Source organism: Lacrimispora sp., from assembly GCF_032078915.1.
Lineage (GTDB): Bacteria > Bacillota > Clostridia > Lachnospirales > Lachnospiraceae > Lacrimispora.
The window spans coordinates 50,088-67,768 of sequence record NZ_DAMAUN010000025.1 but is presented as its reverse complement, the minus strand read 5'-3'; the positions used below and the strand labels follow the sequence as shown (position 1 = coordinate 67,768).

18 protein-coding genes, 1 tRNA gene and 1 pseudogene are annotated in these 17,681 nt (G+C 46.2%); 6 read left to right on the top strand and 14 right to left on the bottom strand.

Annotated features, from left to right (window positions below; genetic code table 11):
• From RT269_RS12130 to RT269_RS12120, 3 genes and pseudogenes are all read right to left on the bottom strand, one after another.
• A pseudogene (locus tag RT269_RS12130) lies at positions 1–1,562 on the bottom strand (NAD(P)-binding protein); the annotation flags it as partial.
• Between the two features lie 22 nt (positions 1,563–1,584).
• A complete protein-coding gene (locus RT269_RS12125) occupies positions 1,585–1,956 on the bottom strand; it encodes a 4Fe-4S dicluster domain-containing protein (protein ID WP_313182922.1) in 372 nt (123 codons plus the stop codon).
• Entirely contained in the window at positions 1,953–2,753 is an 801-nt protein-coding gene (locus RT269_RS12120; RefSeq protein WP_313182921.1) for a CoB--CoM heterodisulfide reductase iron-sulfur subunit B family protein, read from the bottom strand. Before RT269_RS12120 ends, RT269_RS12125 begins: the two co-directional genes overlap by 4 nt.
• Positions 2,754–2,964: 211 nt before the next feature.
• Between RT269_RS12120 and glpK the strand changes: the two genes are divergently transcribed.
• Together glpK and RT269_RS12110 are read left to right on the top strand one after the other, a co-directional pair.
• Positions 2,965–4,461 carry a glycerol kinase GlpK gene (glpK, locus tag RT269_RS12115; RefSeq protein WP_313182919.1) on the top strand — a complete coding sequence of 499 codons (1,497 nt, stop codon included), beginning with the start codon at positions 2,965–2,967 and terminating at the stop codon, positions 4,459–4,461.
• Positions 4,462–4,495: 34 nt separating this feature from the next.
• Positions 4,496–5,209: an MIP/aquaporin family protein gene (locus RT269_RS12110; RefSeq protein WP_313182917.1), complete on the top strand. Its 714-nt coding sequence runs from the start codon at positions 4,496–4,498 to the stop codon at positions 5,207–5,209.
• An 81-nt stretch (positions 5,210–5,290) separates the two neighbouring features.
• Here RT269_RS12110 and RT269_RS12105 read toward each other — a convergent pair whose 3' ends face one another.
• The 5 genes from RT269_RS12105 to RT269_RS12085 all read right to left on the bottom strand — a co-directional run bounded on the left by RT269_RS12105 (position 5,291) and on the right by RT269_RS12085 (position 10,147).
• Positions 5,291–5,983: a response regulator gene (locus tag RT269_RS12105; protein ID WP_313182916.1), complete on the bottom strand. Its 693-nt coding sequence runs from the start codon at positions 5,981–5,983 to the stop codon at positions 5,291–5,293.
• A gap of 186 nt (positions 5,984–6,169) precedes the next feature.
• Positions 6,170–7,213: an electron transfer flavoprotein subunit alpha/FixB family protein gene (locus tag RT269_RS12100; protein ID WP_313182915.1), complete on the bottom strand. Its 1,044-nt coding sequence runs from the start codon at positions 7,211–7,213 to the stop codon at positions 6,170–6,172.
• A 24-nt stretch (positions 7,214–7,237) separates the two neighbouring features.
• On the bottom strand, positions 7,238–8,020 hold the full coding sequence (locus RT269_RS12095; RefSeq protein ID WP_313182913.1) for an electron transfer flavoprotein subunit beta/FixA family protein: 783 nt from the start codon (positions 8,018–8,020) through the stop codon (positions 7,238–7,240).
• Positions 8,021–8,032: 12 nt separating this feature from the next.
• Positions 8,033–9,184, bottom strand: coding sequence for an acyl-CoA dehydrogenase (locus RT269_RS12090; protein WP_313182912.1), 1,152 nt, complete (start codon positions 9,182–9,184; stop codon positions 8,033–8,035).
• Positions 9,185–9,253: 69 nt separating this feature from the next.
• The gene (locus tag RT269_RS12085; protein ID WP_313182910.1) at positions 9,254–10,147 is read right to left on the bottom strand and encodes a LysR family transcriptional regulator; all 894 of its coding nucleotides are present in this window, start codon (positions 10,145–10,147) and stop codon (positions 9,254–9,256) included.
• A gap of 121 nt (positions 10,148–10,268) precedes the next feature.
• Between RT269_RS12085 and RT269_RS12080 the strand changes: the two genes are divergently transcribed.
• Positions 10,269–10,556: a NifU family protein gene (locus tag RT269_RS12080; RefSeq protein WP_313182909.1), complete on the top strand. Its 288-nt coding sequence runs from the start codon at positions 10,269–10,271 to the stop codon at positions 10,554–10,556.
• A 528-nt stretch (positions 10,557–11,084) separates the two neighbouring features.
• Here RT269_RS12080 and RT269_RS12075 read toward each other — a convergent pair.
• The 3 genes from RT269_RS12075 to RT269_RS12065 are packed head-to-tail and all read right to left on the bottom strand — an operon-like array spanning position 11,085 to position 13,308.
• The gene (locus RT269_RS12075; protein WP_313182935.1) at positions 11,085–11,819 is read right to left on the bottom strand and encodes an amino acid ABC transporter ATP-binding protein; all 735 of its coding nucleotides are present in this window, start codon (positions 11,817–11,819) and stop codon (positions 11,085–11,087) included.
• A 4-nt stretch (positions 11,820–11,823) separates the two neighbouring features.
• Positions 11,824–12,516, bottom strand: coding sequence for an amino acid ABC transporter permease (locus RT269_RS12070; protein ID WP_313182907.1), 693 nt, complete (start codon positions 12,514–12,516; stop codon positions 11,824–11,826).
• An 18-nt stretch (positions 12,517–12,534) separates the two neighbouring features.
• Positions 12,535–13,308 (bottom strand): basic amino acid ABC transporter substrate-binding protein, encoded by a 774-nt coding sequence (locus tag RT269_RS12065; protein WP_313182906.1) that lies wholly within the window; start codon positions 13,306–13,308, stop codon positions 12,535–12,537.
• A gap of 230 nt (positions 13,309–13,538) precedes the next feature.
• On the opposite strand from RT269_RS12065, the gene RT269_RS12060 reads away from it, so the two are divergent.
• Positions 13,539–14,315, top strand: coding sequence for a TMEM164 family acyltransferase (locus RT269_RS12060; RefSeq protein ID WP_313182905.1), 777 nt, complete (start codon positions 13,539–13,541; stop codon positions 14,313–14,315).
• A 44-nt stretch (positions 14,316–14,359) separates the two neighbouring features.
• Positions 14,360–14,785, top strand: a complete 426-nt coding sequence (locus tag RT269_RS12055; RefSeq protein ID WP_313182904.1) for a C-GCAxxG-C-C family protein — start codon at positions 14,360–14,362, stop codon at positions 14,783–14,785.
• A gap of 57 nt (positions 14,786–14,842) precedes the next feature.
• Here RT269_RS12055 and RT269_RS12050 read toward each other — a convergent pair whose 3' ends face one another.
• Together RT269_RS12050 and RT269_RS12045 are read right to left on the bottom strand one after the other, a co-directional pair.
• On the bottom strand, positions 14,843–15,580 hold the full coding sequence (locus RT269_RS12050; protein WP_313182903.1) for a peptidoglycan recognition protein family protein: 738 nt from the start codon (positions 15,578–15,580) through the stop codon (positions 14,843–14,845).
• A gap of 259 nt (positions 15,581–15,839) precedes the next feature.
• Positions 15,840–16,061 carry an HPr family phosphocarrier protein gene (locus tag RT269_RS12045; RefSeq protein ID WP_054790391.1) on the bottom strand — a complete coding sequence of 74 codons (222 nt, stop codon included), beginning with the start codon at positions 16,059–16,061 and terminating at the stop codon, positions 15,840–15,842.
• Positions 16,062–16,351: 290 nt separating this feature from the next.
• Between RT269_RS12045 and RT269_RS12040 the strand changes: the two genes are divergently transcribed.
• Positions 16,352–16,437 (top strand) — tRNA-Ser (locus tag RT269_RS12040).
• A 476-nt stretch (positions 16,438–16,913) separates the two neighbouring features.
• Here the strand turns inward: RT269_RS12040 and RT269_RS12035 are convergent.
• Complete coding sequence (locus RT269_RS12035; RefSeq protein ID WP_313182901.1) at positions 16,914–17,660, bottom strand: MerR family transcriptional regulator; 747 nt, start codon at positions 17,658–17,660, stop codon at positions 16,914–16,916.
• Positions 17,661–17,681: the final 21 nt, after the last annotated feature.

The window sequence follows — 17,681 nt, the reverse complement described above, 5'->3', positions numbered from 1 at the left end:
AAAAAGTCGTTGGTGTCCATGCTGGCCGTGAGCATCGTCGCCAGAGCCCTGGCTGATTTATCCGGCTCTATTGCCGTTGCCAATACAACCATATCCGTATGTAACAGAAGCTGTTCTCCGGTCAGTAAGTCGGATGCCTGCACCAACAGCTTACCGCCCTTTTGCTCCATCACCTTTCCCACCATTCCCTTCCGGTAATCAACGCCGTAATCTTCCACTGCCCTGCGGTAAAATTCGTCGAAATTCTTTCCCGGTGTGCGTACGTCAATGTAAAATACATGAACATTGATGTCCGGATATTTATCACGGATCATCATGGCGTGTTTGGCCGTGTACATGCAGCAGATCTTGGAGCAGTAGCTCTTTTCCCTGCAGGATTCCCCCCTGGAGCCGACGCACTGGACAAATACCATATCGTTTGGGTGCTTACGGTCAGACGGCTTCACCAATTCTCCCTTTGTGGGACCGGCGGCATTCATCAGCCGTTCCAGTTCTAAGGAAGTGATGACGTCGGGACTTTTGGAATACTGGAATTCGTCAAACCGTTCCACGGATATGGGCTGAAACCCTGTTGCAGCTACAATGGCTCCGTATTTCCTGGTGATCATCTCATCCTGCTGGTCAAAGTCAATGGCTCCCACGCCGCAGGTTTTTTGGCATAAGCCGCATTTACCGGTTTTAAAATGAATGCAGGCTTCCCTGTCAATGGACGGTATATTGGGGATTGCCTGGGCAAAGGGGATATAAATGGCAGGCCGGTTATCCAGCCTTTCATTAAATTCGTTTCCCGTTTTCTTAGAAGGGCATTTCTCCGTACACGCTCCGCAGCCCGTACACTTCTCTTCCAGTATGCTTCTGGCTTTTTTCCGGATATCAACGGTGAAATTCCCCACAAAGCCTTTTACCTTCTCCACTTCACTGTAGGTGAACAAACGGATCTTCTCATGGGCTGCTGCGTCCACCATCTTAGGCGTGAGGATACAGGCCGCACAGTCCAAAGTGGGAAACGTCTTATCAAGCTGAGCCATTTTTCCGCCTATGGTCGGTAATTTCTCTACAATGTCAACTTCAAATCCTGCATCTGCAATATCAAGGGCCGTCTGGATTCCCGCAATTCCTCCTCCGATCACCAAAGCACGCTTTGTCACCGGGGTTTCTCCCGCTGTCAGTGGTTCGTTAAATCGGACCTTGGCAATTGCCGCCTTTGCCAGGAGAATTGCTTTTTTCGTTCCTTCTTCTTTATCTTTATGGATCCAGGAGCATTGCTCCCTGATATTGGCGATTTCCACCATGTAAGGATTCAGTCCCGCAGCCTGTGCAGCTTTACGGAACGTGGCTTCATGCATGCGCGGGGAGCAGGAGCACACTACGATTCCGGTCAGCCCCTTTTCCTTTATGGCATTTTGGATCATAAGCTGGCCGGCTTCCGAACACATGTAGGAATAATCAGATGCAAAAACAACGTCTGGTTCTTCCTTAGCAGCTCCTGCGACCTTACTTACATCCACAGTAGCCGCAATGTTGCTTCCGCACCAACAGACAAAAACTCCTATTTTCTGCAAATTCATCCCTTCCTTTCTTTTGTCACCTGCTGTACTTTCTGAATGCCGCCATAAGGGCCTGCTGGGGAAGCGAAGGATCCAGCCGTTCTGCCACATCCTGGGGCTTCAGCCGGTTACCCTCCGGCGCCCTTAACTTTAAAACCTGGACGGCTTCTATGAGTTTCTGAGGCTTTACCCCTCTGGGGCACCGCTCCTCACAGACCAGACAGGACATACAATAATACTGGGATTCCGATTCCAAAAGGGGGGATATATGATTGTTTTGAACCATTTCCACAAATTGATGAGGGTGATATTCCATCTTTTCAAATGCCGGGCAGGAAGCTGTACATTTTCCGCATTTCATGCATTTTAAGGGATTCACACCGCTGATCCTTAAAATTTCTTCCCTCACGTTCCTTCCTCCTGTTCTTTCACTCCCAAAGCTTCCGCAAAAAGTTCCGTAAAATAGTAGACCGGAATGCCATCTTTCAGACCGCCATTTTCCAGATTGTATTTACATAGGGGACAGGCCGTGATCATGCCTTCCGCTCCCTGGTCCATAGCAGCTTCCATAATAGAGGAACTTTTTTTAGAAGCGAATTCCTCATCTTCCACGGTCACATACCCGCCGCAGCACTCGTTTTTTAAAGCGTAGTGAACCGGTTTTGCACCGATTGCAAGGAGAAACTCTTCCATAACCGAGGGATTTTCCGGATCGTCAAAATTCATTACTTCAAAAGGCCTCAAAAGCAGGCAGCCATAATAAGGAGCTATCTTCTTTCCATTAAGAGGTTGTTTTACTTTTTCCCTGATCCGGTCAAAGCCTATCCGGTCGCGAAGCAGTTCTAAGTAGTGGATCACCTTTGTTTCACCTTCATAACCATTCTCAGGTTCTAAATAAGCGTTGATCTTCCTCCTCATTTCTCCGGAGGTCTTTACATCCTCATTGACTCTTTTTATCACGTGGTGACATGCAGAGCATACAGTCACCAGATCCTGCTTTTTATCCCCGGCCTCCCTTAAGGCGCGCACAGGAGACAGGCGCGTAGCAAGTTCGTCTGCCATTCCAGGGTAGACGCCTCCGCAGCATTGCCAGTCTTCTATCTCTTCCAGCTCAATCTCAAATATTTGGGCACAATCCCTGGCATAGCGGTCCAGCTTTTTCGCCTTTGCCTTCAATGTGCAGCCCGGATAATAGCTGTAAACCATTGTATAAAACCTCCCAACCTCTCACATTGATAATAATTTATCATATATCGGAAGTGAGCGGAATCATTGGAAAGTATTGAACACATTTTGTAAGTAAAATAAATGGACTTGCGTTTCTTACTTACGTAATTCATTCTTTACTTTCCTATTCTTCTTTTTTCGCCAGGGTTTTCCTATAATGATTAAAAACAAAAGGAAAAGGAGAATTTTTATGGCAAAGTATGTAATGGCATTGGATGCGGGCACAACAAGTAACCGGTGTATTCTGTTCAATGAAAAAGGGGAAATATGCAGCGTTGCTCAAAAGGAATTTACCCAGTATTTTCCAAAACCCGGCTGGGTGGAGCACGATGCAAATGAGATTTGGTCCACGCAATTGGGGGTTGCAGTGGAAGCTATGTCCAAAATAGGTGCTTCTGCAGAAGACATTTCTGCAATCGGAATCACCAACCAGAGAGAAACTACTATCGTATGGGATAAGGCAACCGGAGATCCTGTTTATCACGCAATCGTATGGCAATGCCGCAGAACTTCCGAATACTGTGATTCCTTAAAAGAAAAAGGATTGGTCGACACCTTCCGCTCCAAAACCGGACTGGTCATTGACGCCTATTTTTCCGGAACCAAATTAAAATGGATCTTAGACAACGTAGAGGGCGCAAGAGAAAGGGCTGAAAGAGGAGAACTTTTATTTGGAACCGTAGAAACATGGCTGATCTGGAAACTGACAAAGGGACGGGTTCACATAACAGACTACTCCAACGCTTCCCGGACCATGATGTTTAATATCAATACCTTAGAGTGGGACGATGACATTCTTACAGAACTTAACATTCCAAAGTCCCTGCTCCCCCAGGCAAAGCCTTCAAGCTGCATATACGGAGAATCAGACTCCCAGTTCTTTGGCGGTCCTATTCCGGTCAGCGGTGCGGCAGGGGATCAGCAGGCAGCACTTTTCGGGCAGACCTGCTTTACCGCCGGTGAGGCTAAAAATACATATGGAACTGGGTGCTTCTTACTGATGAACACCGGCGAAAAGCCTGTATTCTCCAGCAACGGTCTGGTGACTACCATTGCCTGGGGACTGGATGGAAAAGTGAATTATGCCCTGGAAGGCTCCATCTTCGTAGCAGGAGCCGCCGTCCAGTGGCTTCGGGACGAACTGAAATTTATTGATTCTGCTCAGGATTCCGAATATATGGCCCGTAAGGTAAAAGACACCAACGGCTGTTACGTAGTTCCTGCATTTACAGGACTGGGAGCTCCCCACTGGGATCAGTACGCCAGAGGCACTGTGGTGGGAATTACCCGGGGCGTGAACAAATGCCACATCATCCGCGCCACCCTGGATTCCCTGGCCTATCAGGTCAATGACGTACTGCAGGCAATGAGATCCGATTCTGGAATCGAACTGGCATCCTTAAAGGTTGACGGAGGAGCCAGCGCCAACAATTACCTCATGCAGACGCAGGCAGATATCATAAATGCACCCGTTAACCGCCCGCAATGTGTGGAGACTACTGCTATGGGCGCCGCCTATCTTGCAGGACTGGCAGTTGGATATTGGGAAAACAAGGAAGATGTCTTAAAGAACTGGGCCATTGACAGGACCTTTGAACCAGTTATCTGCGGGGAAGAAAGAACGAAAAGGATCAATGGATGGAACAGAGCTGTGAAATATTCCTTTGATTGGGCAAAAGAAGATTAGAAAATCAAATAAAAGATTCAGGGAGGAAAAAAGTATGTTAATGTATTTAGCGGAATTTTTAGGAACTATGATTTTGATTTTGCTCGGAGACGGCGTGGTCGCCAATGTTAACCTGGATAAGTCCGGTATGAAGGGTGGGGGTTCCGTCCAGGTCTCCTTTGCATGGGGGTTCGCGGTTATGATTCCTGCTTTCATCTTCGGTGCAGCTTCCGGAGCCCATTTTAATCCGGCTATTACCTTTGCCCTTGCAGCAGACGGAAGCCTTCCATGGGACTTTGTTCCGGGATATGTGATCGCACAATTTGCAGGAGCATTTACCGGCGCCGTCCTGGTTTACTTATTGTTTAAGGATCAGCTTGACGCAACGGAGAGCCAGGCCACGAAACGAGGCGTTTTCTGCACTTCACCTGCGATTCCCAACACCGGCCGCAACTTTTTAAGCGAAGCTATCGGAACATTCGTTCTGACATTTGCCATTAAAGGCATCGGGCAGGCAGGAGCGGTTCCTGCAGGAGTTAATAACTTTCTGGTGTTTGCAATCATCGTTTCCATCGGTATGTCCCTTGGAGGCTTAACCGGATACGCCATCAATCCTGCCAGAGACTTAGGCCCCCGGCTTGCTCACGCAGTTCTCCCCATCAAGGATAAAGGCAGTTCCAACTGGAAATATGCTCCCATCGTGTTATTCGGGCCTCTGGTCGGTGCCTTAGCTGCAGTACTTCTCTACAGCGCGATCCCCTGGGCATAATGATTCCTTTACTATCCTGTTAATGTGACCAATAAAAAAGGAAAAGGCCGGAACACCTGCACAGTGTTTCCGGCACTTTTCTCACTCTGCCAGGCACTCCTCTTCGATTATGTAGCGGTAAACAACACTGGGCCTTCCTCCAGTGTTATAATCAATGTCGCTGATAACCCTCTGTTTTTCCAACAGATAGTTCATGTACCTTCTGACAGTCACACTGGATAACCGGACCTCCTTGGCGATCATATCGCTTGTCATCGGATCCAGCTGGTGCATCTTCATATAATCCATGATACTGCTTAAGGTGGCTTCCTGGATTCCCTTGCTGTTTTCTTCTGCCTGGGGCAGAGAAGAAATATAAAAAAGCTTATCTAATTGAGACTGGGAGAAATTACGAGGCTTCAGCAGCTCCTGACTTTTCGTAAACTTCTCCAAAGCATGGTTAAACCTGGTATATTCAAATGGTTTTATCAGATAGTCGATAATTCCAAGCGAAAGAAACTTCTTAACATGCTTTACATCATTGGCAGAACTTACTACTATGACATCCAGATCCTTCTCCTGTCTCCGGATCTCCCGCAGAAGCTCCATTCCATCCATTTTCGGCATATACAGCTCCGTGATGGCCAAATCTACGGAATGCTCCTCCAAGTAGTTTAAAGCATCCTGTCCATTGTTAAAACAACCGCATACTTCCATATCTTTATTTAATTCTACAAAATGACGGTTAATAGAAGCAACGATAGGGTCATCCTCTATGATGATCGTTTGATACATATTCCCCAACCCCTCCTGTAAATAATGGCTTCAACTAAGTTCCCCTTTTTTCCCCAACAAAAAAGCGCACCAAAAGACAACTTTTCAGTTGTCCTGCTGCGCTCTCTTTCTCTCTGGACCTATATAAGCTATTATAACATATCATAATCTCTATTTCAATATCCAATCCGGCTAAAGATCAGATCCCTATCTTCCGGCCCTGGCTGCCTGAAGCTGCCTGGTCAGTTCCGGGACGATTTTCTTCCAGTCACCGGTGATCCCGTAATCTGCGGCCTCAAAAATGGGGGCGCTTTCATCCTTATTGATCGCAATGATCAAATCAGACTCTTCCATACCTGCCACATGCTGGATCGCCCCGGAAATTCCAACGGCAAAATACACATTGGGACGAACGGTCTTTCCGGTCTGGCCCACCTGTAAGTCCTTCGGCTTCCAGCCTGCGTCCACTACGGCCCTTGAGCAGCTTACCTCTCCACCCAGTGCACTTGCAAGCTCTTCCAGAAGGCGGAAGTTTTCCGGGCTGCCTATGCCACGCCCCCCTGACACCAGTATTTTAGCGTCCATAATATCTGCTGTTTCATTTACGGCCTTCACAATCTCCAGAATCTCTGTATCGTTCCTGCTAGGATGAAAGCCAGGATTGAATTCCTCAATCACAGCCTTTCTCCCCTGGATCTTCCCAGCGGCACGCATCACTCCCGGACGGACCGTGGCCATCTGGGGACGATGATTGGGGCAGGCAATGGTCGCTATGGTATTGCCGCCGAAAGCTGGTCGGGTCATCAGAAGCTGATTATGCTTCTGCTCCTTATCCGAAACTGGATGTAATGGAAAATCCCCGATTTCCAGCTTTGTACAATCCGCAGTAAGACCTGTTGCAATTCTGGCCGACACCTTGGGCCCTAACTCTCTTCCCACAGCAGTTGCGCCTATGAGAACGATTTCCGGCTTGTATTTCCTGATTGCAGAAGCAAGTGCATGGGTATAGGGCTCTGCACGGTACTCCTTATACTCCGGTCCGTCCACGACGATCACCCTGTCGGCACCATATGCGGCCAGTTCGTCCGCCAATCCCATAATATCAAAACCAATGAGCACTGCGGTCACATCTGTATTTAGATCCTTCGCAAGTTCTTTTCCTTTTCCAAGCAATTCAAATGAAATGCTGTTTAACCGGTTATCTGTTTGCTGTGCAAAAACGCAGATCCCTTTGTATTCTTCCAAATTCATATTGCCTGCCTCCCCTCTCTTCCCCTAAATAACATGTCTTTCCTTTAACTTTTCCACAATAAATGCTGCAGATTCCCCAGGGGTTCCATTTATCATCTCTCCCGTCCCTGTTTTCACCTTGTCGGAAGCCTTTGCTATCTGGGTGGGAGAGCCTTTTAATCCAATGTCCGTATCCGCTACGTCTTTTAAATCCCCTCTCCCCCATACCGTAATATCCGCATCATACGCATCAAAGATACCGCCTGGTGTCATGTAACGGGGCTCGTTAAGCTCAGAAAGCGCTGTGATCAGGCAGGGAAGCTTTGCCTTTAAAATATGATACCGGTCCTCAAACTGACGCTCTGCAATCACATTGTCTCCCTCTACCCGGATCTTCTGGGCATAGGAAATCACCGGAATGCCTAAATGTTCGGAAAGCTGGGGACCAACCTGTGCGGTATCCCCGTCAATGGCCTGCCGTCCTGTAATAATCAGATCGTATTCTAAGTTTCTGACCGCTCCGGCCAATGTGGAGGAAGTCGCCCACGTATCGGCTCCTCCCAGCACCCGGTCCGTTATTAAGATTGCCTTATCCGCCCCCATGGCCAGGGCCTCCCGCAATACCTCTTCCGCTTTTGGAAGTCCCATGGTGACAGCAGTCACTTCCCCGCCATGCCGGTCCTTAAGACGAAGGGCTGCTTCCAGTCCGGCTTTGTCGTCCGGGTTCATGACACTTGCCATGGCTCCCCGGTCCAAAGTGCCGTCCGGCTTGAATTTTACCCCGTTTTTTGTATCAGGTACCTGTTTGATACAGACTACTATTTTCACAACAAGTCCTCCTTATTTTAAAATATTCCCGGATATGACCATGCGCTGCACCTCCGAGGTTCCCTCATATATCTCCGTGATTTTGGCATCCCGCATCATGCGTTCCACTTCGTATTCCCTGATATATCCGTAACCACCATGCATCTGGACCGCCTTTGTGGTCACATCCATGGCTGCCTCCGATGCATATAGTTTTGCCATGGCTGCTTCCACGCTGTAAGTCTTTTGCGTGGCTTTTGCCATAGCGGCCTTATATACCAGCAGCCTGGCTGCTTCGATCCTGGCTGCCATATCTGCTAACTGAAACTGGGTATTCTGGAACTGACCGATGCTGCGGCCAAACTGCTTTCTTTCCTTCACGTATTTTACCGTGGAATCAAATGCTCCTTCCGCAATGCCCAGGGCCTGGGCGGCAATGCCGATCCTTCCGCCGTCCAGGGTATTCATGGCGATCTGAAATCCCTTTCCTTGGCTTCCTAGTAAGTTTTCCTTTGGGATACGGCAATCCGTGAAAATTAATTCATAGGTAGAAGAACCTTTGATCCCCATTTTCTTCTCCTTTGTCCCGAAAGAAAAGCCCGGAGTCCCCTTTTCCACCAGAAAGGCGGAGATTTCCTTTATCCTTTTTCCACGCTTTTCCACCGTGCCGGTCACTGCGATAATTACGTAGACATCGGCTTCTTTTCCATTTGTAATAAAGCATTTGGAGCCATTTAAGATCCAGTGGTCTCCTTCCAGTACTGCCTTTGTCTGCTGTCCCTGGGCATCGGTTCCTGCCCCGGCCTCCGTCAGTCCAAAGGAGCCAAGCTTCTTTCCTGAAGCAAGGTCAGGGATGTACTTTTGCTTCTGGGCTTCCGTCCCATAGTTAAGTATGGGATCAATACAAAGAGAAGTGTGGGCGGATACGATGACGGCTGTGGTTGCACACGCCTTGGCAAGTTCCTCCACGCACATAACGTATGTAAGGGGATCACAGCCCTGGCCGCCGTATTCCCTGGGAACCGGAATTCCCAGGAATCCGTATTTTGCCATCTGTTCAACGGTTGATTTCGGAAACTTTTCTGTCTCGTCGGTCTCCTGCGCCAAGGGCTTTGCTTCATTTTCGGCAAACTGCCGAAACAGGGCTCTTGCGAGAAGGTGTTTTTTCGATAAATTGAAATCCATGCTTGCGTTCCTCCATTTTCTATTCCATAAGTCCGCAGTGCAGCTCACGAAACCTGGGGTTTTGAGAGCTCACGGGCGGTCGCCTTCTAACATCTGCTGAAGTTGCTTTGCAGCCAGGCTTAAGGGCCGGCGGCTGTCGCTGACAATGCAGATACTTCGTTCCGGTATCTGTTCATGCAGCTTTATTTCTACGATCTCTCCCTTTTCAAGAGCCGGCTGAGCCAGCTCTTCAGGAACAAACCCAATGCCTAAGTTCTGCACGATTACCGGAAGAATCAAGTCAATTCCCGCCACTTCAATGGCCGGCTGCATGACCAGACCGCAGGAATGGTAAAATTCCTGAAAAAAGGCAAAGGTAGTTGTGACGTTTGACATGGTTATCAGGGGAAGTGTGGAAAGTTCCGAAAGGTATCTGGTTTTTCCGCTGTATTCCCCATACTTCTTTCCTCCCGCCAGCAGACTGCGGAAGGTCTTTACCTTGACTGACTTTATGTTCTCATCACAGTAAAACGGCGTTGTAATAATTCCCATATCAATTTTCCCTGCCTTCAGTTCACTTAAGGTCTGTGGCGTGTTATAGGTGAAAATGTTTAGCCTGACCTGAGGAAATTGTTCTTTAAACTGATGAAGCCCAGCCAGCAGATAGGAGTGCATAGCCATCTGGGTGGCTCCCACATTGATCTGCTCACTCTGTTTACCCAGGCTCTCCTTTAAGGCTTCCTCTCCCTGCATAAACTGCATACAGGCGGGCGCTATGTAGCTGTAAAGCAGTTCCCCTTCACTGGTCAAAACAACGCCTTTTTTTGACCGTATAAACAACTTGCAGCCCAGCACATTCTCAAGGTTCTGAATATAACAGGTCACTGAAGGCTGACTGGTTAAAAGAGCATTGGCAGCCCTTGTGAAATTCTTATACTTAGCCACATAATAAAAAACTTTGTAATGTTCAAAATTGGCCGACATACTGATTCCCTCTTTTCTTTTATTGTTTTTTCCTATCTGTTATCATCAGATATTCGTATCAGTATCCGGATTGACAAAGGCTGCTTCCTGCTGTTACACTGTTTCAAAAGGAGGGTTCGCCATGATAGGAATAAGAGAGCAGATTGAAATGATCCTCAATAAGAAGGTACGCCCGGCTTTGGCCCAACACGAAGGCAACGTCACGGTACTGAGCCTGGAAAATAACATTTTGAAAGTCCGGTTAACCGGCAAATGTTCCGGATGTCCCGCTGCCAGCCGAACCAGCGAAGAACTGATTGCGGCTGAAGTCAAAGCCGCACTCCCCTCTGTCGCAGATGTTGTCCTGGTAGAGGAAACTAGCCAGGAATTACTGGATGAGGCAAGGAAACTGCTGGGGCTCTCTTCTTAAAGACAAGTGATACCTTCCCGGTCCGGATGATATCTTTCCGGACCGGGAACCGGGCATCTCTGCAGGACCCGGCATTTCTTACATACCATATATCCCAAGTTATTACAAGGCTTTTCCGCATGAAACGTCTCCTAAAAACATCTTTTATACTCCTATTTAAGCCCTTTAAACGTCTTTCCCTTCATTCCGGTAGTTTCTGCCGCCTGGTCATAAGTAACCAGTATCTCCTGCGCTTTTCTCGACCGCTCCACCAATGTATGAACATACGAACCCCTCCTTTGTTACTCTATTCTGGTTATTTTTTTAACATTCTTGTTTTAATTTTAACACATTTTATCTTTGTTGAAAAATACCAATAATTGATTACTAATGATAGGATTTTTGAATGAAAAAGCAAAAAAATAAGCCAAGTAACAACTCGGCTTATTTTGCGTACTCTTCCTTTACCTTCACTATTGCATGACCTATAAACCTGCTAAACCTCACAGCGCCCCTGGTCATTATACAATCACCAGGGGCGCTGCCATATTAAAGTACCTTGCTTAAAAACAGCTTTAATCTGTCATTTTGTGGATTGGCAAAGAACTCATTTGGTTCGTTTTCTTCCAGGAAATAACCGCCATCCATGAACATGACCCGGGTAGCCACTTCTTTGGCAAAACCCATTTCGTGAGTGACCACGACCATGGTCATCTTCTCGTCAGCCAGCTCCCGCATTACATTTAACACCTCACCTACCATCTCAGGATCAAGAGCAGATGTCGGTTCGTCAAACAGCATGACATCCGGATTCATGCACAGGGCACGAACAATGGCGATACGCTGTTTCTGCCCGCCGGATAGCTGATTTGGATAGGAATCTGCCCTGTCGTCAAGGCCCACTTTCTGAAGAAGTCCTAATGCCTGCTCTTCCGCTTCCTTCCTGCTGCGTCCCTGAAGCTTCATTGGAGCAAGGATCAAATTCTTTAAAATCGTCATATGAGGAAACAGATTAAACTGCTGGAACACCATTCCCATCTTCTGACGGTGCTTATCAATGTTGGTTTTCTTATCTACTATGTCCACGCCTTCAAACAGGATATGTCCTCCGGTGGGTTCCTCCAGGCGGTTTAAGCAGCGGAGAAATGTGCTCTTTCCCGAGCCGGAAGGCCCGATCACGCATACTACGTCCCCTTTATATATATCAACGGAAATATCCTTAAGCACTTCCACGTCGCCAAACTTTTTCCCCAGATTCTGTACCTGAATCAAGGGGGGTTCCATTCTATTAATGCTCACTTCTGTGCAGCCTCCTCTCCAGTAATTTTACGAGATATGAAAATACCATTACCATAACCAGATAAATAATGGCCACTGCAATCAGAGGCATAAACGCAGAATAAGTACGGCTCTTGATGATATCGCCGCCCTTGGTCAAATCCTGCAGCCCTATGTAACCTGCCACAGAAGTCTCCTTTAAAAGGACGATAAATTCATTGGCAAGGGTAGGAACCACATTTTTAAAGGCCTGGGGCATAACGATGAACCACATGGTCTGGGCGTAATTAAAGCCCAGGCTTCGGCCGGCCTCAAACTGTCCTTTTTCAATGGAACTGATACCGCTCCGGAAGATTTCCGCCACATAGGCGCCAGAGTTGATTCCAAATGCCAGAATCGCGGTTGGCACCTGGCCCGGATCAGTGGATGCAAAGATGACAAAATACATGATCATCAGCTGCACAACCACCGGCGTCCCGCGGATCACCGTCAGATAAACGCTGCAAACTGCATTTAATATCTTCAGTTTATGGGTATTTTCATAGGTTGAACGAATGATCGCAACCAGAAATCCCAGCACAATACCGATCAAAACTGCAAAAAACGTGATCTTCAACGTGTTTTGCAGGCCGCCGGTAATGTATTTCCAACGGTCATCTATGATAAAATTCTGATAAAAATCATCTCTTAGCTTTTCCCACATGTCACTCTTCCTTTTTTATTATTCCGCAGTAATGTATTTATCCACGATCTTCTTTAATTCACCGGATTCCTTTAATTCCTTGATGGCACTGTTCATCTTGTCTAACAGCTCTTTGTTGCCCTTTTTAATAGCGATCGCATATTCTTCCTCGGTAAATGCTTCATCAAGGATTACCAATCCGGCATTTTCCTTTACAAATACCTTTGCAGGCTCACGGTCAATGATGACTGCATCAATTTTATCCTGAGAAAGTGCCATAACAGCTTCCATTCCCTTATTGTAACGATTAACTTCCGCATTCTCAATATCATCTGCATAAATATCGCCGGTGGTGCCGGTCTGCACGCCGATCTTCTTTCCCGTTAAATCATCCGGTGTTTTGATCTCGCTGCCTTCCTTAACAATGATGACCTGGGCTGCTTCTGCATAAGTATCGGTAAAATCAACATTTTTCTTACGATCTTCATTAACGGTCATACCGGCGGCAGTAAAGTCTGCCTTTCCGGACTGAACAGCCGGGATCAAAGAATCAAAGGCCATATCCTCAATATCCAGCTCAACACCCAGCTTATCAGCGATTGCCCTTGCAATATCTGCGTCAATTCCAACGATTTCATTTTTATCATAATATTCATAGGGCGGAAATTCTGCGTTGGTCACCATAACCAGCTTTCCGGCCGATTCCTTCTGCCCTGCCGCAGTTGTTTCTGTTTTAGTTCCGGAGCCTGCACAAGCAGTTAATAAGGCTGCCATGCATGCGACACCTGCCATTGCAATTACATTCTTTTTCATAATGATTCCTCCTCTTATATACACAAATATGCATAATTATTAAACAAAGTGCTAGTTATACATTATATAGCATTTTCGGAATTAATCAAGTACTTAATAAGAAGAAGATTCTTATTTTCCGGGGAATTTTCATTTACCTTGCATGAATTCAGGCAATCCTATATAATATGGTTTATCGGAACTTGCAATATGGCTTTATCAGAATTAAGAAAGAAAGGTCGGTAATCGCTATGAAGGAACTCCTTGAAAAAACAGCATGGCCCATGAATCCGCCGGCTCCTTATTCCCTGTTCCATATCATATTTATTGCCGTAGGGCTTGCTTCTGTGGTCTTTCTCGCTTATTATACCACCAGAAAAATAAACAGCTCCAGACTTCCGCGGCTGCTTTTTTTCTGCGGCCTTCTTCTGGCTGCCACCGAATGCTGGAAACAGCTTTTTTTATATTATGTGGTAAATGAACAGACCTACAACTGGTGGTATTTTCCATTTCAGCTTTGCAGCCTTCCCATGTACCTCTGTCTCATTCTTCCGCTGGTCCCTTCTAAGGACGGGCAAAGGGTGCTATGCACCTTTATGCAGGATTTCAACCTTTTAGGAGGCATCATGGCACTTGCAGAACCATCCGGGCTTTTTCATCCTTACTGGTTTTTAACTCTTCACGGTTTGATCTGGCACCTGCTTTTGATTTATATAGGGCTGGTCATCGCATTTTCCCGTCTTTCCGATACTTCGCTTTTGGGATTCGTGCGGACGCTTCCCCTGTTTTTCATCTGCTGCATCATAGCTTCTATTATCAATCGGACGGCAAAGCCTCTGGGTCAGGCAGATATGTTCTACATTTCCCCCTATTACCCGTCGGCTCAGATCATTTTTCATGAAATTGCGTTAAAATACGGCATATCCATAGGGAATGCTGTTTATCTGTTTGCCACCTGCCTGGGCGGCTTTCTGTTTCACATAATATTTTATAAATTCCGCTTGTTCTCTGCCCAGGCCGAAGCTTGACCGGGCAATACAGAGGATATCATAACTTCAGGAGGAAACCTTACATGTCAGACACAACATCAAAAAGAGTGGAAGAAGCTCTAAACAAGCATTCAAAAGGGTATAATTGCGCACAGGCAGTCTCCTGTGCCTTCTGTGATAAAACAGGCATTGACGAGGAGACCATGTTCCGCGTTACGGAAGGCATGGGCCTTGGAATGGGCGGCATGGAAGGTACCTGCGGGGCAATCAGCGCTGCTGCCGTACTATCCGGACTAAAGAACAGCTCCGCCCGCCTGGACAGGCCGGATTCCAAGCGAACCTCTCACGAAGCATCCAAAAAATGCTTGTCAGAATTTAAGGAACAAAACAAAAGCGTGATCTGCAAGGATTTAAAGGGAATAGAAACCGGAACTGTCCTGCGATCCTGCAATGACTGCATCGCAGATGCCGTAAGAATCATAGACCATGAATTATTTGGAGAAGAATAACGTACCTTGGAGGAATCTCCAATAAGCCTGATATGGCCTATTGGAGGTTCTTTATCCTTATCTTTCCCCTTCATCCGGCAGCTTTCTGGCCGCTTTCACATCTGAAAGGAACTTCTTCCACGCATCCTCGTGAGCTACAAAGTACCTTGGACAGTCCTTACCTGTGGCATCATAATGCCTTATCACGTCTTTTTCCGTTAATCCAAGATTCCTGCAAAGCCAGGCAGTCAGCTTTACCAGGGAATCATAAGTTTCATCGTTAAATTTCCCTGTCTCATCAGGATGGCAGCATTCAATGGATACCGTATCCACATTTTTTTCCTTGGATGTGGCATAAGCCACCTCATAAATGGGGATTCCCTGAAGTATTTCTCCTTCCAGTCCAATCATAAAATGGCTGCTGGCCGAAATCTTTTTATCTCCTGTCTGGTTCTTTAAACTGTCAAAATAATTTAAGTTCTGTTTGGCCGTAGTACGTGGATTGGCCACATAATGAACCACAATTCCATCAGCTCTTTTCATTTCTGTCCCAGGTCTTGAGTAAGGATTCGGCTCAATAAAGTACTCTTCCACCCAGTCAGGCATGGTAACCCTCTTTAGATCCACATATTTTTTAAAAAACAGCAGACTGATCCCCCATGCGATCCCGGCCAGGGCTATGGACAGAATGAGTACTCTGACCACTATGTAGATGATCCGCTTTCTTTTTTGCTGCTTCTTTTGCTTCTGCCGCCTTATTCTGGCGCGGCGGCGGCGTTCCAGTTCATCATAGCTTTCTTTTGTCTGATTCGTCATATCTCAAACTCCTGATTTTCCCTTTTACTAAGTTTACGTCTTTCCTTAGGATAAAGTCAATCAGAAACAGGCTAAAACTGCAAATTAAAGCTCTTATTGGATTAAATTTGATCAGACCGGATCCTGCCCTGCAGACTGCAGACCGCTGTCAGGGCAATGTCCATTGAAACAAACAGGGAAAGCCGGTCCCCTTTTCCTTTAATAGATGGGACCGGCTTCTACCGCTCTGTTTCTGCGTGATGTTCTAATATTCCAGTCTTTAGGCGGCATGGCCTACTAATTCTTCAGGAGAAGCTGCTGCATTGTGGCAAACGATCTCTACCTGTTTTCCAATGCCGATGAGCATAACTCCCATCAGCGATTTTCCGTCAATCACCAGCTGATTGTAAATGACATCAATATCAAAGCTGCACCTTTCCGCTCTTACTACAAATGCAATCAGATCTTCCACCGTAGAAAATGTGTGTTTCAAATTCCTCATCTCTGGCACCTCCTTTTCTTGATACTTTTTGTGTGTCTTTTCAACAAAAACAAATGGGTTTTTCACAAAAAAATATGCACTATTTCATATATGTTCCTATTATTTCCATAGCACTGGTGCTTATACAGGAAAAAATGAAAATTTTACTAAAAGTACTACCCAAAATCATATTTCTCGTGTATAATTGTATCGTTCGTCTTTTTCATAAGGCAGAGCATATACGAAGCGGCCATTGCGGACCTGATTTGAAATCACGTAATCTCCGCATACAAACAGCATATTTACTACATGGAAGCGTATCGAAGTGGTCATAACGAGCCGCACTCGAAATGCGGTTGTCCGCAAGGGCACGTGGGTTCGAATCCCACCGCTTCCGCTATACCCCCCATAGAACACATTCTATGGGGGTTCTTTACCTTTTGGAAGCCCGCAGCGCTCATTTGATGCCCACATTCCCAAAAACATATAAAAAGAGCATGAAGCTTAAGTAAACAGCCGGCTTTGTAATCAGCAGCTTATAATCGTTGCATGAAATCTGCCAAAAATTGCAGATGATTTCCCAAAAAGTTTGAAATAAACGCAAAAATGCCTGACTGCATAGCGCAGCCGGGCAAGGTGTGATTTATTAACTGTTATATAGTGCTATGTGTGTTCATCTTTTAGCCGGAATATCCTGTTAGGGCAGGCTTTTTTAATAAGATACCAATTGTAGAATGGTTCCCATACAAAAGAAACACGGTGATACCTCCTAGGATACCACCGTATCCTTATTTTAACACACCCTTCGAATTTCCAGTTTTGAGAAAGGAAAACGGCGGTCTTTTTAATGGTTTTAACAACGATTCCGCTTATTTAGCGATTCTCTTTAGCTGCATAGTTATCTGCCGCAATATAGATATAATAGCTTAATCCTATCTGCTGGCTTTCCAACATTCCACGGTGAAAATCATCTGTGAGGAAAAAGCGGGACTGTGCGGCAAAGCCTTTTGCGTCAATCTCCATGTTCCTTTTCAAAAACTCAAGGTGCTTTTGAACTGCGGCTAATACCTTTTCATCACTGGCACTTACCTTATCTGCAAGGGACATCGCCATGAAAGAAATAAATCCGGCGGCTTCCTGTGCGCTTTCGTTCATCGCATCTGCGTCGATGATACTGGTGTCAATAGAAAACCCGTATTCTTTTCGTAAGTGTTCATTTTGCGGCTTAAGGGCTTCACCCCACGCTTCTTTGTTCAGACCGACAAACATTTTATCCGTACTCATAGGAACTCCTTTCCGAGCGTGAGAAATTGTTTTATCTAAAGTGTTCAGAATAGCAGTTAGCCTTTCTTTACGCGCGATCAATAGAGCTTTCTGCATCTCTAAACAATTCAGTCTGTTTGGCTCATTCTCCAAAGCAGTCTTAATTTGATCCAGAGAAAAGTCCAATTCACGGTAAAACAAGATTTGCTGCAACCGTTCTAACTCCTTATCAGTATAATATCGGTATCCATTGTCACCTACTGTATGGGGAAAAAGCAATCCTACTTTTTGATAATGGTAAAGCGTTTTAACCGTTGTGCCAGAAAGATTGGCAGCTTCTTGAACTGTGTAAGCCATATTCTCACCTCGTTATTTAGT

Excerpts from the sequence above, each read along its gene's own strand:
- RT269_RS12070 (WP_313182907.1), bottom strand. The coding sequence starts at position 12,516 with ATGTGGGAAAAGCTAAGAGATGATTTTTATCAGAATTTTATCATAGAT.
- RT269_RS12050 (WP_313182903.1), bottom strand. The coding sequence starts at position 15,580 with ATGACGAATCAGACAAAAGAAAGCTATGATGAACTGGAACGCCGCCGC.
- RT269_RS12060 (WP_313182905.1), top strand. The coding sequence starts at position 13,539 with ATGAAGGAACTCCTTGAAAAAACAGCATGGCCCATGAATCCGCCGGCT.
- RT269_RS12080 (WP_313182909.1), top strand. The coding sequence starts at position 10,269 with ATGATAGGAATAAGAGAGCAGATTGAAATGATCCTCAATAAGAAGGTA.
- RT269_RS12110 (WP_313182917.1), top strand. The coding sequence starts at position 4,496 with ATGTTAATGTATTTAGCGGAATTTTTAGGAACTATGATTTTGATTTTG.
- RT269_RS12045 (WP_054790391.1), bottom strand. The coding sequence starts at position 16,061 with ATGAGGAATTTGAAACACACATTTTCTACGGTGGAAGATCTGATTGCA.
- RT269_RS12065 (WP_313182906.1), bottom strand. The coding sequence starts at position 13,308 with ATGAAAAAGAATGTAATTGCAATGGCAGGTGTCGCATGCATGGCAGCC.
- RT269_RS12035 (WP_313182901.1), bottom strand. The coding sequence starts at position 17,660 with ATGGCTTACACAGTTCAAGAAGCTGCCAATCTTTCTGGCACAACGGTT.
- RT269_RS12055 (WP_313182904.1), top strand. The coding sequence starts at position 14,360 with ATGTCAGACACAACATCAAAAAGAGTGGAAGAAGCTCTAAACAAGCAT.
- RT269_RS12085 (WP_313182910.1), bottom strand. The coding sequence starts at position 10,147 with ATGTCGGCCAATTTTGAACATTACAAAGTTTTTTATTATGTGGCTAAG.
- RT269_RS12120 (WP_313182921.1), bottom strand. The coding sequence starts at position 2,753 with ATGGTTTACAGCTATTATCCGGGCTGCACATTGAAGGCAAAGGCGAAA.
- RT269_RS12100 (WP_313182915.1), bottom strand. The coding sequence starts at position 7,213 with ATGAATTTGGAAGAATACAAAGGGATCTGCGTTTTTGCACAGCAAACA.
- RT269_RS12090 (WP_313182912.1), bottom strand. The coding sequence starts at position 9,184 with ATGGATTTCAATTTATCGAAAAAACACCTTCTCGCAAGAGCCCTGTTT.
- RT269_RS12075 (WP_313182935.1), bottom strand. The coding sequence starts at position 11,819 with ATGGAACCCCCCTTGATTCAGGTACAGAATCTGGGGAAAAAGTTTGGC.
- RT269_RS12105 (WP_313182916.1), bottom strand. The coding sequence starts at position 5,983 with ATGTATCAAACGATCATCATAGAGGATGACCCTATCGTTGCTTCTATT.
- glpK (WP_313182919.1), top strand. The coding sequence starts at position 2,965 with ATGGCAAAGTATGTAATGGCATTGGATGCGGGCACAACAAGTAACCGG.